Source organism: Duganella sp. LjRoot269, assembly GCF_964254095.1.
GTDB classification, from domain to species: domain Bacteria; phylum Pseudomonadota; class Gammaproteobacteria; order Burkholderiales; family Burkholderiaceae_D; genus Rugamonas; species Rugamonas hordei.
The window spans coordinates 7,191,373-7,207,118 of sequence record NZ_CAXUSL020000001.1 but is presented as its reverse complement, the minus strand read 5'-3'; the positions used below and the strand labels follow the sequence as shown (position 1 = coordinate 7,207,118).

Here is a 15,746-nt window from a genome sequence, read left to right as displayed (position 1 = left end):
TTAACCGACTTCGCCGCCGACGCGGCAGAAAGAGCACGCCATGACGCAGGTAATTCGCTGGGGCATACTGGGCACGGGCAAGATCGCCAAGGCCTTCGCCACCGCATTGCAGGACACGCCTGATGCAAAACTGGTCGCGGTTGCTTCGCGCACCGTAGATAGCGCTACCAAATTCGGCGCCGAGTTTGGCGCGGACCGATTCCACGGCAGTTACCAGGCGCTGGCGGACGATCCCGACGTCGATGTCATCTACATCGGCACGCCGCACCCCATGCACCACGAAAACGCGCTGATGTGCCTGAACGGCGGCAAGGCGGTGCTGGTGGAGAAGTCGTTCACGATGAACCGCCGTCAGGCCGAGGACATCATCAACCTGGCGCGCGCCAAAAAACTGTTCGTGATGGAAGCGATGTGGACCCGCTTCATGCCGGCCGTGGTCGAGGCCAAGCGCATCGTCGACAGCGGCGAGATCGGCGTGCCGGCCCACGTCAGCGCCGATTTCGGCTTTACCGCCGACGTCGGCCCGGAGCATCGCCTGTTCAATCCGGAGCTGGGTGGCGGCGCGCTGCTGGACCTGGGGATTTATCCGCTGTCGATGTCCTCGTTCTTCCTCGGCGCGGTCACCGCCGTGAAGGCGCAGTCCGAGATGGCCGCCACCGGCGTCGACATGCAGACCGCGTTCACGCTGTCGCACAAGGGCGGCGGCGTCTCGTCGTGCGCCTGCAGCCTGCGTGCGCGCACGCCGACCGAGCTGACGATCTCCGGCACCAAGGGCTTCGTGCGCCTGCACGACCGCTTCCACAACGCCGAGACCATCACCATCACGCTGGTGGACGGCACCTCGCGCAGCGAGCGTACGCTGAACCTGCCCCGCAGCGGCAACGGCTATACGCATGAAGCGCAGGAAGTGGGCCGTTGCATCCGCGCCGGCCTGATCGAAAGCCCGGTCATGCCGCACGAGGAAACGCTGTCCATCATGGGCACGCTGGACGAGATCCGCTCGCAGATCGGCCTGAGTTACAGCGCCGACCGATAGCTCTCCAAGCGCGGGTGGCGGGAACTAGGTAGAATCGGCGGATGTCGTTTCGATAACCAGGACCTGCCATGTTCATCGCCACCCGCGCTCCCTCCCTGAAAACCGTCCTGCTGGCCAGCGGCGTCGTGCTGACGCTGGCGATGGGCGTGCGCCACGGCTTCGGCTTCTGGCTGCAACCTATCTCGCAGGCCAACGGCTGGACCCGCGAAACCTACTCGCTGGCGATGGCCATGCAAAACCTGCTGTGGGGCGTGTTCGGCCCCTTCGCCGGCATGGCGGCCGACCGCTTCGGCACCATGCGTGTGGTGCTGCTGGGCGCGGTCAGCTACATGGCGGGCTTGATCTGGATGGCGCTGGTCACCAACCCGACCTTGTTCGTCATGGGCTCGGGCGTCTTTGTCGGCCTCGGGCTGGCGTGTACCGCGTTCGGCGCGGTCAGCGGCATCATCGGCCGCGTGGCGCCGATGGAAAAGCGTTCCTGGGCGTTCGGCGTATCGGGCGCCTGCAGTTCGTTCGGCCAGTTCCTGATGATGCCGGTCGAGCAGCAGCTGATTTCCGCGATCGGCTGGCAGCACGCGTTTTATCTGCTGGCCGGGCTGGTGGTGGTGGCGATGGTGCCGATGTCGTTCTTCCTGCGCGAGCCGGCGGTGGAGCATGGCCACGGCCCGCAGCAAAGCATAGGCGAAGCGATGAGCGAGGCGCTGGGCAACCGCTCCTTCCTGCTGCTGGTGGCCGGCTATTTCGTGTGCGGCTTCCAGCTGGTGTTCATCGGCGTGCACATGCCGGCCTATCTGCGCGACAAGGGCCTGGCCAATCCGAATGTGGCGGTGATGGCGCTGGCGCTGATAGGCTTGTTCAACATCGTCGGCTCCTACTATGCCGGCAAGCTGGGAGGCCGCATGCCCAAGCGCTATCTGCTGTCGGGCATCTACCTGTCGCGGTCCATCGTGATCACCTTGTTCCTGCTGGCGCCGTTGTCGCCGGCATCGGTGTATGTGTTCGCGGCGGCGATCGGTTTCCTGTGGCTGTCGACGGTGCCGCTGACGAACGGCATCATCGCGGGCGTGTTCGGCGTCAAGCACATGGCTATGCTGGCGGGCATGGTGTTCTTCTCGCACCAGCTGGGCAGTTTTATCGGCGTATGGCTGGGCGGGTATCTGTTCACCAAACTGGGCAGCTATGACGCGGTGTGGGGCATAGCGATCGGACTGGGGCTGATGGCGGCGCTGGCCAACCTGCCGATCAACGAGAAGCCGCTGGTACGCGGCGAGTTGAAGCCGGCATGAAGCTGCGGCCGGCACGCGTGGCAGCATACGCCGCCGGCGCGCTGGTGCTGGCGCTGGTGTTCATGGCCTACCTGAGCCCAGGCTTCATGCTCGACCTCGCCAACCGCATCTACCTGTGCTTTTAATCCGGGGTCAGATCCGATATTTGGACACGAGCCCTGCCGTAATGGTCATTACGGCAGGGCTCGTGTCCAAATATCGGATCTGACCCCGGGTTTAGACTTTGAGGAATTCCTCGCGGCCGCCGAGCCAGCGGGCCAGGTGGGCTTCCACCGTTGCGGCTTTTTCGGGAGTGTTTGCGTGGAGTAGGTCGTGAGCCACATCGCGCGCCTGGTCGACCAGCCAGCCGTCCGTTTCCAGGTCGGCGAAGCGCAGCATCGCCTGCCCCGATTGGCGCGCGCCGAGGAATTCGCCGGGCCCCCGGATCTCCAGGTCGCGGCGGGCGATCTCGAAACCGTCCGTGGTTTCGCGCATCGTCATCAGACGCTGCTTGGCGACGCCTCCCAGCGGGCTTTGATACAGCAGCAGGCACACCGACGCCGCCGATCCTCGTCCCACCCGTCCGCGCAGCTGGTGCAGCTGCGACAGGCCGAAGCGTTCCGCATGCTCGATCACCATCAGCGACGCATTCGGCACGTCCACGCCCACCTCGATCACCGTGGTGGCCACCAGAACCTGCATCTCGTTGGCGCTGAAGGCGTCCATGATGACCTGCTTTTCGGCCGGCTTCAGGCGGCCGTGCACCAGCCCCACGTTCAGGTCCGGCAGCGCTTCGGCCAGCAGCGCGTGGGTGTCGGTGGCCGTTTGCAGCTGCAGCGCTTCGGATTCCTCGATCAGCGGACAGACCCAGTAGACCTGCCGGCCTTCCAGCGCGGCCGCATGCACCCGCTCGATCACTTCGTCGCGGCGGTTCTGGTCGATCGCGCGCGTGACGATGGGCGTGCGGCCAGGCGGCAGTTCGTCGATCACCGACACTTCCAGGTCGGCGTAGTAGGTCATCGCCAGCGTGCGCGGGATCGGCGTGGCCGACATCATCAACTGGTGCGGAACGGCGCCTTCGTTGCCCTTGTTGCGCAAGGTCAGGCGCTGGCCGACGCCGAAGCGATGCTGCTCGTCGACGATCACCAGCCCCAGGTTGGCGAACAGCACCGCCTCCTGGATCAGCGCGTGCGTGCCGATCACCAGCTGCGCCTCGCCCGATTCGATCAGCGCATACGCGGCCAGCTTTTCCTTCTTCTTCAAACTGCCCGTCAGCCACGCGACCTTGACGCCCAGCGGTTCCATCCACGCGGCGATCTTGCGGAAGTGCTGGTCGGCCAGGATTTCGGTCGGCGCCATCAGCGCGGCCTGGAAGCCGCTGTCGATCGCCTGCGCGGCGGCCAGCGCCGACACCACCGTCTTGCCGCTGCCGACGTCGCCCTGCAGCAACCGCTGCATCGGATACGGATGGCGCAGGTCGGCGCGGATTTCGTTCAGCACGCGTTGCTGCGCGCCGGTCAGCTTGAACGGCAGCGCCGCCTGGAAGCGCTCGGACAACGCGCCGATCTTCTTCAGCGCCGCCGCGCCCTTGGAGCGCCGCGCACGCTGCGCGCGCTTCAGCGACAGCTGCTGCGCCAGCAGTTCGTCGAACTTCATGCGCGTCCACGCCGGATGCGAGCGGTCGGCCAGCGCGTGCTCGTCCACCTGCTGCGGCGGATAGTGCAGCAGCTTCACCGCCGGTTCGAAGTCGGACAGCTGCATCTCGGCGCGCAAGTCGGCCGGCAGGGTGTCGGTCCAGTCGACCCGCTTCATCGCGTCGCCGATCGCGCGTCGCAGTATCGGCTGCGACAAGCCTTCGCCCGACGGATACACCGGCGTCAGCGAAGTGGGCAGCGGCGCGCCTTCGTTGACGATCTTGTAAGCCGGGTGCACCATCTCGGCGCCGAAGAAGCCGTGTTTCAGTTCGCCGCGTGCGCGCACCCGCGTGCCCTCGGCCAGCTGCTTGACCTGGCTGCCGTAGAAATTCATGAAGCGCAGCTGCAGATCGCCCGTTTCGTCGGCGATGTGCACCAGCAGCTGCTTGCGCGGCTTGTAGCTGATCTCGTTCTTGACCACCACGCCCTCGACCTGCGAGGTCTCGCCGCCATGCAGCCGGGCTTCCTCGATGGTGATGACCTGGGTTTCGTCCTCGTAGCGCATCGGCAGGTGCAGCACCAGGTCCATGTCGGTGTGCAGGCCGAGCTTGGCCAGCTTGGCTTCCGGACTGACGGTCTTCTTGACGGGTTTAGACGTTGAAACAGGCATATTTGGAGCGTTTTTCGGGCACTAGCGTAAAATAGAGGGTTGGCCGCCGGTATTGTAAGGCTAGCACCGCGATCGGGCCTACCCGTATTTTCTTCAACAGTTTCCAGAAGTCCGCAAATGTATTCGCTTTCCGATTTCGATTTTAACTTGCCGCAAGAGCGTATTGCGCAATTCCCGCTGCCCGACCGCAGCGCCTCCCGCCTGCTGCACCTGGACGGCGGGCAGATCATCGACCGCCAGTTCGCCGACATCGTCGGTCTGCTGCAGCCCGGCGACCTGCTGGTGATGAACGATACCCGCGTGCTGAAGGCGCGTTTCTTCGGCGTCAAGGAAAGCGGCGGCAAGATCGAGGCGCTGGTCGAGCGCGTGCTGGACAACCGCACCGTGCTGGCACAGGTGCGCGCCTCCAAGTCGCCCGGCCCCGGCGTCAAGATCCGCCTGGCGGACGCCTTCGACGTCACCGTCGGCGAGCGCGCCGGCGAGTTCTACACGCTGCATTTCGATGCCGACGTGTTCGACCTGATCGAGGCCCACGGCCGCCTACCGCTGCCGCCGTACATCGAGCACGATGCCGACAGCTTCGACGAAACCCGCTACCAGACCGTGTTCAACAAGGTGCCGGGCGCCGTGGCGGCGCCGACCGCCGGCCTGCACTTCGACGAAAAACTGCTGGCCGAGCTGAAAGCCAAGGGCGTCAACTTCGCCTACGTCACGCTGCACGTGGGCGCCGGCACCTTCCAGCCGGTGCGCGCCGAGGTGCTGGCCGAGCACAAGATGCACACCGAGTGGTACACCATGCCGCAGGAAACCGTGGACGCCGTACGCGCCACCCGCGCCGCCGGCCGCGACGTGGTGGCGGTCGGCACCACCAGCCTGCGCGCGCTGGAATCGGCCTCGCAAAGCGGCCAGCTGGAGGCGGGCAGCGCCGACACCGCGCTGTTCATCACGCCCGGCTACCAGTTCAAGACGGTCACCCGCCTGATCACCAATTTCCACCTGCCGAAGTCGACCCTGCTGATGCTGGTGTCGGCCTTCGCCGGTTTTGAAGAGATCCGCAAGGCCTACGCCCACGCGATCGCCAACGAATACCGTTTCTTCAGCTATGGCGACGCCATGCTGCTGACGACGCAAGCACGAGCAAAATAAGGAACAATATGCTGGAATTTAAACTACACAAGACCGACAGCAGCGGCCTGACCAAGGCGCGCCGCGGCGAGGTGAAACTGAACCACGGCGTGGTCCAGACCCCGATCTTCATGCCGGTCGGCACCTATGGTTCGGTCAAGGCGATGTCGCCGCTGGAACTGAAGGAAATCGACGCGCAGATCATCCTGGGCAACACCTTCCACCTGTGGCTGCGCCCGGGCAACGACGTCATGGCCAAGTTCGGCGGCCTGCACGACTTCATGGGCTGGGACAAGCCCATCCTGACCGATTCCGGCGGTTTCCAGGTGTTTTCGCTGGGCGCGATGCGCAAGATCACCGAAGAGGGCGTGCATTTCAACTCGCCGATCAACGGCGACAAGCTGTTCCTGTCGCCGGAAGTGTCGATGCAGATCCAGCGCGTGCTGAACTCCGACATCGTCATGCAGTTCGACGAGTGCACCCCGTACGAAATCGACAACCGCCCGGCAACTCTTGATGAGGCGGCAAAGTCCATGCGGATGTCATTGCGCTGGGCGCAACGATCGCATGACGAGTTCCATCGCGGCGAGAACCCGAACGCGCTGTTCGGCATCGTCCAGGGCGGCATGTTCGAGAACCTGCGCGACGAGTCGCTGGCCGGCCTGGAAGAGATCGATTTCCCCGGCATCGCCATCGGCGGCCTGTCCGTCGGCGAGCCGAAGGAAGACATGATGCGCATGCTGGCCCACGTCGGCCCGCGCCTGCCGGCCAACAAGCCGCACTACCTGATGGGCGTCGGCACGCCGGAAGACCTGGTGGCGGGCGTGTCGAACGGCGTCGACATGTTCGATTGCGTGATGCCTACCCGTAACGCCCGCAACGGCTGGATCTTCACCCGCTTCGGCGACGTGAAAATCAAGAACGCCCGTTACAAGGAAGACAAGGAACCGCTGGACAGCACCTGCGCCTGCTACGCCTGCCGCAACTTCTCGCGCGCCTACCTGCATCACCTGAACCGCACCCAGGAAATCCTCGGCGCCCGCCTGAACACCATCCACAACCTGCACTACTACCTGGACATCATGCGCCAGATGCGCGAGGCGCTGGACGAGGACCGTTTCCACGCCTGGACCCTGCAATTCCATGCCGATCGGGCGCGCGGCGTCTGAAAACAACTAAAAGTGTTGTAACTCTTGTAAAAAGATTTATGCCACCCACATAGCCGGAAGGCCTAGCGTCTCCCGGCCAGTGCTAGAATACAGCGCTATTTTTTCAAACTATTATCGGAGTCACCTGTGTTCATTTCCAACGCTTACGCCCAATCGGCATCCCCACTCGACGCGCTCGGCCTGGGCGGCAACATCGGCAGCTTCCTGCCGCTGATCCTGATGTTTGTAGCGATGTACTTCCTGATGATCCGTCCTCAGCAGAAGCGCGCCAAAGAACAGAAGGCCATGATGGAAGCACTGGCCAAGGGCGACGAAGTCGTTACCGCCGGCGGCGTGCTGGGCAAAGTGTCCAAAGTGACCGACCTGTATGTGACCATCGAAATCTCCAGCGGTGCAGAAATGGTGGTTCAAAAGAACTCCATCACCATGCTGCTGCCTAAGGGCACGCTGAAGGCGCTCTAATTGGTCCCGGCCCGCGCTGCGCGGGCCGTATTGCATCCGACGCCTAACTTTGAACGTTGAACAATATGAATCGCTATCCCCTCTGGAAATACATACTGATCGTAGTCGCCATCCTGCTGGGCGCGCTGTACACCGCGCCCAACTACTATGGCGAATCGCCTGCGGTTCAGGTTACGAGCGGCAAATCGACCGTCAAGATGTCGTCCGCCATGACGGCCAAGGTGGAGGAGGTGCTCAAGGGCGCCAACATCGCCTATAACGGCATCGCCTTCGACGGCACCGGCACCTACGCTTCCGTGCGCGCCCGCTTCGCCGATCCGGACACCCAGTTCCGCGCCAAGTCGGTGCTGGAAAAAGGCCTGAACGCCGATCCGGCCGATCCGACCTACCTGGTCGCGCTGAACCTGCAAAAAGACACGCCGAAATGGATGCAGGCGCTGCATGCGCTGCCGATGTACCTCGGCCTCGACTTGCGCGGCGGCGTGCACTTCCTGATGCAGGTCGACACCAAGGCGGTGCTGGCCAAGCGCGTGCAAGGCATGCAGGCCGCCGCCCGCAGCCTGCTGCGCGACAAGAACGTGCGTCACGCCGGTATCGACCGCGTCGGCGACACCATCGAAATCAAATTCCGCGACGATGCCACCCGCCAGAAAGCCAAGGACGTGCTGCAAGGCCAGATGGCCGACCTGCTGTTCGTCGACGCCGGCGAGGGCGACGCGCTGAAAACCACCGTGAGTCTGAAACCGGCCGCGCTGAAGCAAACCGTCGACGACGGCGTCAAGCAAAACATCTCGACCCTGTCCAAGCGCGTCAACGAACTGGGCGTGGCTGAACCTATCATCCAGCAGCAAGGCCCTGACCGCATCGTGGTCCAGCTGCCTGGCGTGCAGGACGTGGCCCGCGCGCGCGCCGTGATCGGCCGCACCGCGACCTTGGAAATCCGCATGGTCGACGAGACCATCACGCCGGGCACCGAACTGTCGGCGGCGATTCCGTTCAACTCGGAGCTGTTCACGGTCGGCAAGGCCGTGCCTGTGGTGCTGTACAAGGACGTGGTGCTGACCGGCGACTACATCTCCAGCGCCACCGCTGGCCTCGACCAGAACCAGCAGCCTGCCGTCAGCATCGACCTGAACGGCGACGGCGGCCGCAAGATGCGCGATGCCACCCGCGACCGCGTGGGCAAGAAGATGGCCATCGTGCTGTTCGAAAAAGGCAAGCCTGAGGTACTGTCCGTGGCGACCGTCCAGCAGGAGCTGGGCAGCCGCTTCCAGATCACCGGCATGGGCAACGCGGAAAACTCCGCCGAGCTGGCGCTGCTTCTGCGCTCCGGCGCGCTGTCCGCACCGATGGACGTGATCGAAGAACGCACCATCGGCCCGCAGCTGGGCGCCGAGAACATCACCAAGGGCCTGCATTCGACGATGTACGGCTTCGCCGCCATCGCCATCTTCATGATCGCCTACTACATGATGTTCGGCTTCTTCAGCGTGCTGGCGCTGGCCTGCAACCTGTTGCTGTTGCTGGCCCTGCTGTCGCTGATGCAGGCGACGCTGACACTGCCTGGTATCGCCGCTATCGCGCTGGCGCTGGGTATGGCGATCGACGCCAACGTGCTGATTAACGAACGTATCCGCGAGGAGCTGCGTTCGGGCGCCACGCCGCAGGCGGCGATCTCCGCCGGCTTCGACCGCGCGTGGGCGACCATCATCGACTCGAACGTGACCACGCTGATCGTCGGCGTGGCCCTGTGGGTGTTCGGTTCTGGCCCGATCCGCGGCTTCGCCGTGGTGCACTGCCTGGGCATCATGACCTCGATGTTCTCCGCCGTGTTCATCTCGCGCGGCGTGGTCAACCTCTGGTACGGCCGCAAGAAGAAGCTGCAATCGATCGCCATCGGTACCGTCTGGGTACCGGGTCTGAAATAAACAGGGGTTCACATGGAATTTTTCCGCATTAAAAAAGACATACCTTTCATGCGCCACGCGCTGGTGTTCAACGTGATTTCCGCGTTGACCTTCGTCGCGGCCGTGTTCTTCCTGATCCATAAAGGCCTGCATTTCTCGGTGGAGTTCACCGGCGGCACCGTGATGGAACTGAAATACCAGCAGCCCGCAAAGCTGGAGCAGATCCGTCACTCGCTGGAGAAGATCGGCTACGAGCAGCCGGAAGTGACCAGCTTCGGCACCGCGCATGACGTCATGCTGCGCCTGCCGGTGATCAAGTCGGTCACCTCCAAGGATGCGTCGCTGCTGGTGTTCAACGCACTGTGCGCGGCCGAGCAGGGCACCACCAAGCAGGTCGACAACGTGACCGCCAAGGGCGAGCACGTGGTCAAATCCGCTTGCATGGATGCCGCCGGCGCGGAAGCCGTATCGCTGCAAAAAGTGGAATTCGTCGGCCCGCAGGTCGGCGACGAGCTGGCGCAGAACGGCCTGAACGCACTGGTGATGGTGATCATCGGCGTGATGATCTACCTGGCCGTGCGCTTCGAATGGAAATTCGCGGTCGCGGCGATCGTCGCGAACTTGCACGACGTGGTCATCATTCTCGGCTTCTTCGCCTTCTTCCAGTGGGAGTTCTCGCTGACGGTGCTGGCGGCGGTGCTGGCGGTGCTGGGCTACTCGGTCAACGAGTCGGTGGTTATCTTCGACCGTATCCGCGAAAACTTCCGCAAGCAGCGCAAGGCGTCGGTGCATGAGGTGATCGACAACGCGATCACCTCGACCATCTCGCGTACCATCATCACCCACGGCTGCACGCAGATGATGGTGCTGTCGATGCTGTTCCTGGGCGGTCCGACGCTGCACTACTTCGCTGTCGCGCTGACCATCGGCATCTGCTTCGGCATCTACTCGTCGGTGTTCGTCGCCGCCGCCGTCGCCATGTGGCTGGGCGTGAAGCGCGAAGACCTGATCAAGCCGATCAAGGAAAAAGACGAAACGGACGGCGCGGTGGTGTAAGCGTCGCCGGTTTCATCAAGATCCCTCCCCGCGTGCGCGCCGGGAGGGATTTTTTATTTGGGGTTGAGCCGCGCGCGGTTGCCGTCTAGCGCTGCCATGCGTAAATGTTGTCGGAATACGCCAACGCTGCCATATGTTTACAGCCGCGAGGCGGCCATATATAGTCTAGGCAACAATATCGTCGGCCAGTCTATCCACCGGAGCCAAGGCATGAACCTGTCCCCCGACCTTCCCGCCAAGCCCGTTATCCTCGTCGTAGACGACACGCCCGATAACCTGTTGCTGATGGCTAACTTGCTGAAGGAAAGCTACACCGTCAAGGCCGCCAACAACGGCGAGAAGGCCATCAGGATCGCCAGAGATAAACCGCCGCCGGACCTGATCCTGCTCGACATCATGATGCCCGGCATGACCGGCCACGAGGTGGCGCAGGTGCTGCAGGCCGATCCGGCCACGCGCGACATTCCCATCATCTTCCTGACCGCGATGGCCTCCAGCGAGGACGAGACGCGCGGCCTGGAGATGGGCGCGGCCGACTACATCACCAAGCCGATCAGCCCGCCCGTGGTGCTGGCGCGGGTGCGCACCCAGCTCAAGGTCAAGGACGCCGCCGAGTTCCTGCGCGACCAGAACGCCTACCTGGAACGCGAAGTGCAGCGCCGCACGCGCGAGCTGGGCGCGATCCAGGACGTCACCATCCACGCCATGGCCTCGCTGGCCGAAACGCGCGACAACGAAACCGGCAACCACATCCGCCGCACCCAGCACTATGTGCGGGTGCTGGCCGAGCACCTGCGCGACCATCCGCGCTTCCGCCACTTCCTCGACGCCGCCACCATCCAGCTGCTGTTCAAGTCGGCGCCGCTGCACGACATCGGCAAGATCGGCATTCCCGACCGCATCCTGCTCAAGCCCGGCCGCTTCACGCCCGAGGAATTCGAGATCATGAAGACCCACACCACGCTGGGCCGCGACGCCATCGCCCACGCCGAACAGCAGCTCGGCATGGACGTTGACTTCCTGCGCCTGGCTAAGGAGATCGCCTACGCCCACCAGGAAAAGTGGGACGGCAGCGGTTATCCCGAGGGCCTGGCCGGCGACGCCATCCCGATCTCGGCGCGGCTGATGGCGGTGGCTGATGTGTACGACGCGCTGATCAGCCGCCGCGTCTACAAGGAGGGCATGCCGCACGAGAAGGCGGTGCAGATCATCGTCGACGGCCGCGGCACGCACTTCGACCCGGACATCTGCGACGCCTTCCAGGCCTGCCTGCCGGCGTTCCAGCAGATCGCCGCGCGCTTTGCCGACAGCGACCACGACATGGCCAGGCAAGCCGCCGCGATGGCCCACATCGCGCCGGCGGCGTGAGCGGGTGCCCATGAGGTCGCCACTGGAGTATCTCGAACGCCTGCGCTTGCGCCAGAAACTGGCGGTCGGCTTCTGCTCGGTGCTGCTGCTGGCGCTGGCGCTGGGGGTGCAAAGCCTGCGCACCCAGGACCAGCTCAACCGCGACATGCAGCGCCTGCTCACCGAAGGCATGATCGGCATCGTGCAGGTCAAGGAAGCGCGCATCCAGCTGACCCACTTCGAACTGGCCCTGTACAAGGTCGCCCACGCTCCCGATCCGGTGGCGGCCGACGACGCCCTGCAGCAACTGGACCTGGCGCGCGAACGTCTGCATTTCGCCGGCGACGAGGCGCGCGCCACCTTGCTGCGACTCGACAACCAGCAGCGCCTGGCCACGTTCGACACCATGCTGGCGCGCGTCGAACGCACCGCCGACGAGGCGCTCGAACTGGTCCGCCTGCATCGCCCCGGCGAAGCCGGCGCGCTGCTCGACAGTCAACGCTTCCAGCAGGCGCTGGCCACGGCCGACCAGCAGCTGGCGGAGATCGCCGCCGTCAAGGATTCCAACGTCCGTAGCACGATCTACAACATCCGCCAGTTCGCCGTCACCAGCAACAGGCTGACCTATGCCCTGCTGATCGGCGGGCTGGCGCTGGCGCTGCTGTTTGTCGCGCTGATCAGCATGTCGATCCGGCGTCCGGTCAACCGCCTGCGCGAGGCCGTCGATACGCTGGCCGCCGGACAGCTCGATATCCACATCCCGCATACCGACTACCGCAACGAAACCGGCGACCTGGCGCGCGCCATCGCCAAGCTGCAAGTCGAGTCGAAGCAGCTGGAAATGCAGCGCTGGATCAAGTCGCAGGAAGCGGCGATTCAGGCCGAGCTGCAACTGGCCAATACGCTCGACGAGGTGGCGCGGCGCTTCCTGACCTTGGCGGCGACGTTGCTGCGGGCCGGCCAGGGCGTGTTGTACACGCTGGACGAAGACGGCCAGAAATTGCTGCTGAGCGGCAGCTACGCGACCGACGCCAGCCGGCCGCCGCTGGCGGAACTGCCCGTGGGCAGCGGCCTGCTGGGCCAATGCGCCCAAGACCGCCAGCCACGCCGGCTGACCGGCCTGCCGCCGGAATATGCGTCCATCCAGTCGCAGCTTGGGCAGGCGCAGGCGCGCCATCTGATGGTGCTGCCGCTGCTGCATGCCGACCGCCTGATGGGCGTACTGGAGCTGGCCAGCTTCGACCCGCCCGGCGAAGCCGAACAGGCGCTGCTGGACGAACTGCTGCCCAAGCTGGCGATGACCATCGAAATCAAGATCCGCAACCAAGCGGTGCGCACCTTGCTGGAACAGACCGAACGCCAGTCGGCCGAACTGGCCGGCCAGCAGGTGGTGCTGAAGGCTACCGAAGCCTGGTACCGCGGCATCATCGAGGCGGCGCCGGACGGCATGCTGGTGGTTGGCGCCGACGGCCTGATCATGATGACCAACCCGCAACTGGACCAGCTGTTCGGCTACGATGCCGGCGAGCTGGCCGGCCTGCCGATCGAAACGCTGGTGCCGCAGGCGGCGCGCGGCCGCCACGTCGGCGAGCGCGACGGCTTCATCGCCCACGGCAGTGCGCGCCAGATGGGCATGGTCGGCGCCGACCTGCACGGCCTGCGCAAGGACGGCAGAGAATTCTCGGTCGAGATCGGCCTGTCGCGGCTGCCGGCGATCGAGAACCGCGGCGTCTGCGTGTGCGCCTCGGTGCGCGACATCAGCGACCGCAAGCAGGCGGAGGCCGAGGTGCTGCGCGCCAAGGAGATCGCCGAGGACGCCACCCGCGCCAAGAGCGACTTCCTGGCCAACATGAGCCACGAGATCCGCACGCCGATGAACGCTATCATCGGCATGAGCCACCTGGCGCTGAAGACGGAACTGGACAAGAAGCAGCGCAACTACATCGAGAAGGTGCACCGCTCGGCCGAAAACCTGCTGGGCATCATCAACGACATCCTCGACTTCTCCAAGATCGAGGCCGGCAAGATGAGCGTCGAGCAGGCGCCGTTCCGGCTGGAGGACGTGCTGGAAAACTTCGCCAACATGATCGGTCTGAAGGCCGACGACAAGGGGCTGGAACTGCTGTTCTCCACGCCGCCCGACCTGCCGACCGCGCTGGTCGGCGACGCGCTGCGGCTGGGCCAGGTGCTGGTCAACCTCGGCAACAACGCCGCCAAGTTCACCGAGCATGGCGAGATCGTGGTCGGCATCGAGCTGCTCAACGAGGCGGACGGCCGGGTCGAGCTGCACTTCTGGGTGCGCGACAGCGGCATCGGCATGACGCCCGAGCAGTGCGAGCGGCTGTTCCAGTCGTTCAGCCAGGCCGACAGCTCGATCACCCGGCGCTACGGCGGCACCGGGCTGGGGCTGGCGATCTCGAAAAAGCTGGTGGAGCTGATGGCCGGCCGGATCTGGGTCGACAGCGTGCCGGGCCGGGGCTCGACCTTCCACTTCCACGCCTGGTTCGGGCGCCAGACCGAGGTGCAGCCGCGCCGCATGTTCCACGCCGACGAGCTGCTCGGCCTGCGGGTGCTGGTGGTGGACGACAACGCCAGCGCGCGCGAGATCCTGTCGACCATGGCGCGCAGCTTCGGGCTGGAGGTGGACGTGGCCGACGGCGGCGCCGGAGCGCTGCGCGCGATGGTCGAGGCCGAGAACAAGGCCCTGCCCTACGACCTGGTGCTGCTCGACTGGCGCATGCCGGGCATCGACGGGGTGGAGACGCTGCGCCGCATGCAGACCGGCGCCGTCACCCATGTGCCGTCGGTGATCATGGTGACTGCCTTCGGCCGCGACGAGGCGCAGGAAGCGGCAGCGCGCCAGCAGGTGCTGCTGCCGGCGGTGCTGACCAAGCCGGTGACGCCATCGACCCTGCTGGAGGCGATCGGCGAGGTGCTGGGCAAGGGCGTGGTGGCCGAGACCCGCCTGGCCGAGCGCCAGGACCGCAGCGCGGCCGATCAGGCCGCTCTGGCCGGCGCCCGCATTTTGCTGGCCGAGGACAACGACATGAACCAGGAGCTGGCGCGCGAACTGCTGGAAAGCGCCGGCATCGTGCTGGCCATCGTCAACGACGGCCAGCAGGCGCTGGACTTGCTGGCCAGCGGCGCGCCCTTCGACGGCGTGCTGATGGATTGCCAGATGCCGGTCATGGACGGCTACACGGCAACGCGCCGGCTGCGCGAGCAACCGCGCTTTGCCGCGCTGCCGATCATCGCGATGACGGCCAACGCCATGGCCGGCGACCGCGAACTGGCGCTGGCCGCCGGCATGAACGACCACATCTCCAAGCCGCTGAACGTGGCGGGCATGTTCGCCACCATGGCCAGGTGGATACGCCCGGTGCATCGTGCGGCGGCGGTGGGCAGTGCGGCGATCGCCGCCGAGACGGTAGGCGCGGCCGGTCCGGACGCCCTGCCCGCGCATCTGGCCGGCATCGACCAGCGCGCCGGACTGGCGACCAGCATGGGCCGTCCGGCGCTATACCGGCGCATGCTGGGCCGCTTCCACGATGGCCAAGGCCGCTTCCGCGCCAACTTCGACGCGGCGCGGCGCGGCGACGACCCGAGCGCGCCGGCGCGGGTGGCGCACACGCTGCGCGGCACGGCCGGCAATATCGGCGCCAAGCAGGTGGCGGCAGCGGCGGCAGCGCTGGAATTGGCGTGCAAGGCCGGCGCCGACGACGACGACATCGGGCACCTGCTCGACGAGGTGGAACAGCAACTGGCTCCGGTGCTGGCCGGCCTGGCCGCGCTGGCCGGCGGCAGCGGCGCCGGCAGCGCCGCCGCCGCGGCGCAGGCGCCCGCGTCCGCGCCGTTGCCGCCGCAAGCACCGGCCTTGCTGCAGCGACTGCGCGCGCTGCTGGGCGACAGCGACACCGCCGCGCTGGAAGTGCTGGGCGAACTGGAAACCCTGGCGGACGGCCACCCGCTGGCGCGCCAGCTGCGCAAGGTCAGCCAGGAAGTCGAGCGCTTCGATTTCGACGCAGCGCTGCTGGCGCTGGACGCGCTGGCGCCGGCGGCTTGAGCGCCGGCCGGC

At 65.5% G+C, this 15,746-nt stretch carries 11 protein-coding genes; 10 read left to right on the top strand and 1 reads right to left on the bottom strand.

Features of this window, described 5'->3' with window-relative positions; genetic code table 11:
- Positions 1-40 precede the first annotated feature (40 nt).
- From ACSQ3S_RS32255 to ACSQ3S_RS32245, 3 genes are all read left to right on the top strand, one after another.
- On the top strand, positions 41-1,036 hold the full coding sequence (locus tag ACSQ3S_RS32255) for a Gfo/Idh/MocA family protein (RefSeq protein ID WP_436144941.1): 996 nt from the start codon (positions 41-43) through the stop codon (positions 1,034-1,036).
- 68 nt (positions 1,037-1,104) lie between these two features.
- Positions 1,105-2,322, top strand: coding sequence for an MFS transporter (locus ACSQ3S_RS32250; protein ID WP_436144940.1), 1,218 nt, complete (start codon positions 1,105-1,107; stop codon positions 2,320-2,322).
- A complete protein-coding gene (locus tag ACSQ3S_RS32245) occupies positions 2,319-2,447 on the top strand; it encodes a hypothetical protein (protein WP_413447507.1) in 129 nt (42 codons plus the stop codon). The genes ACSQ3S_RS32250 and ACSQ3S_RS32245 overlap by 4 nt, the downstream gene beginning before the upstream one ends.
- 91 nt (positions 2,448-2,538) lie before the next feature.
- Here ACSQ3S_RS32245 and recG read toward each other — a convergent pair whose 3' ends face one another.
- Positions 2,539-4,605 carry an ATP-dependent DNA helicase RecG gene (gene recG / locus ACSQ3S_RS32240; RefSeq protein WP_176655792.1) on the bottom strand — a complete coding sequence of 689 codons (2,067 nt, stop codon included), beginning with the start codon at positions 4,603-4,605 and terminating at the stop codon, positions 2,539-2,541.
- A gap of 117 nt (positions 4,606-4,722) precedes the next feature.
- Between recG and queA the strand changes: the two genes are divergently transcribed.
- From queA to ACSQ3S_RS32205, 7 genes are all read left to right on the top strand, one after another.
- On the top strand, positions 4,723-5,751 hold the full coding sequence (gene queA, locus ACSQ3S_RS32235) for a tRNA preQ1(34) S-adenosylmethionine ribosyltransferase-isomerase QueA (protein WP_436144939.1): 1,029 nt from the start codon (positions 4,723-4,725) through the stop codon (positions 5,749-5,751).
- Positions 5,752-5,759: 8 nt separating this feature from the next.
- On the top strand, positions 5,760-6,899 hold the full coding sequence (gene tgt, locus ACSQ3S_RS32230; RefSeq protein WP_353404420.1) for a tRNA guanosine(34) transglycosylase Tgt: 1,140 nt from the start codon (positions 5,760-5,762) through the stop codon (positions 6,897-6,899).
- A gap of 126 nt (positions 6,900-7,025) precedes the next feature.
- Positions 7,026-7,361, top strand: coding sequence for a preprotein translocase subunit YajC (gene yajC / locus ACSQ3S_RS32225; protein WP_176655789.1), 336 nt, complete (start codon positions 7,026-7,028; stop codon positions 7,359-7,361).
- A gap of 65 nt (positions 7,362-7,426) precedes the next feature.
- Entirely contained in the window at positions 7,427-9,289 is a 1,863-nt protein-coding gene (secD, locus tag ACSQ3S_RS32220) for a protein translocase subunit SecD (RefSeq protein ID WP_436144938.1), read from the top strand.
- Between the two features lie 12 nt (positions 9,290-9,301).
- Positions 9,302-10,324, top strand: coding sequence for a protein translocase subunit SecF (gene secF / locus ACSQ3S_RS32215; RefSeq protein WP_353404418.1), 1,023 nt, complete (start codon positions 9,302-9,304; stop codon positions 10,322-10,324).
- 210 nt (positions 10,325-10,534) lie between these two features.
- Positions 10,535-11,692, top strand: a complete 1,158-nt coding sequence (locus ACSQ3S_RS32210; RefSeq protein WP_436144937.1) for a response regulator — start codon at positions 10,535-10,537, stop codon at positions 11,690-11,692.
- A 10-nt stretch (positions 11,693-11,702) separates the two neighbouring features.
- On the top strand, positions 11,703-15,734 hold the full coding sequence (locus tag ACSQ3S_RS32205) for a response regulator (RefSeq protein WP_436144936.1): 4,032 nt from the start codon (positions 11,703-11,705) through the stop codon (positions 15,732-15,734).
- The last annotated feature ends 12 nt before the right edge of the window (positions 15,735-15,746 follow it).

Coding starts and splice junctions, on each gene's coding strand:
- recG (WP_176655792.1), bottom strand. CDS start 4,605: ATGCCTGTTTCAACGTCTAAACCCGTCAAGAAGACCGTCAGTCCGGAA.
- ACSQ3S_RS32210 (WP_436144937.1), top strand. CDS start 10,535: ATGAACCTGTCCCCCGACCTTCCCGCCAAGCCCGTTATCCTCGTCGTA.
- ACSQ3S_RS32245 (WP_413447507.1), top strand. CDS start 2,319: ATGAAGCTGCGGCCGGCACGCGTGGCAGCATACGCCGCCGGCGCGCTG.
- ACSQ3S_RS32205 (WP_436144936.1), top strand. CDS start 11,703: ATGAGGTCGCCACTGGAGTATCTCGAACGCCTGCGCTTGCGCCAGAAA.
- secF (WP_353404418.1), top strand. CDS start 9,302: ATGGAATTTTTCCGCATTAAAAAAGACATACCTTTCATGCGCCACGCG.
- tgt (WP_353404420.1), top strand. CDS start 5,760: ATGCTGGAATTTAAACTACACAAGACCGACAGCAGCGGCCTGACCAAG.
- queA (WP_436144939.1), top strand. CDS start 4,723: ATGTATTCGCTTTCCGATTTCGATTTTAACTTGCCGCAAGAGCGTATT.
- ACSQ3S_RS32250 (WP_436144940.1), top strand. CDS start 1,105: ATGTTCATCGCCACCCGCGCTCCCTCCCTGAAAACCGTCCTGCTGGCC.
- ACSQ3S_RS32255 (WP_436144941.1), top strand. CDS start 41: ATGACGCAGGTAATTCGCTGGGGCATACTGGGCACGGGCAAGATCGCC.
- secD (WP_436144938.1), top strand. CDS start 7,427: ATGAATCGCTATCCCCTCTGGAAATACATACTGATCGTAGTCGCCATC.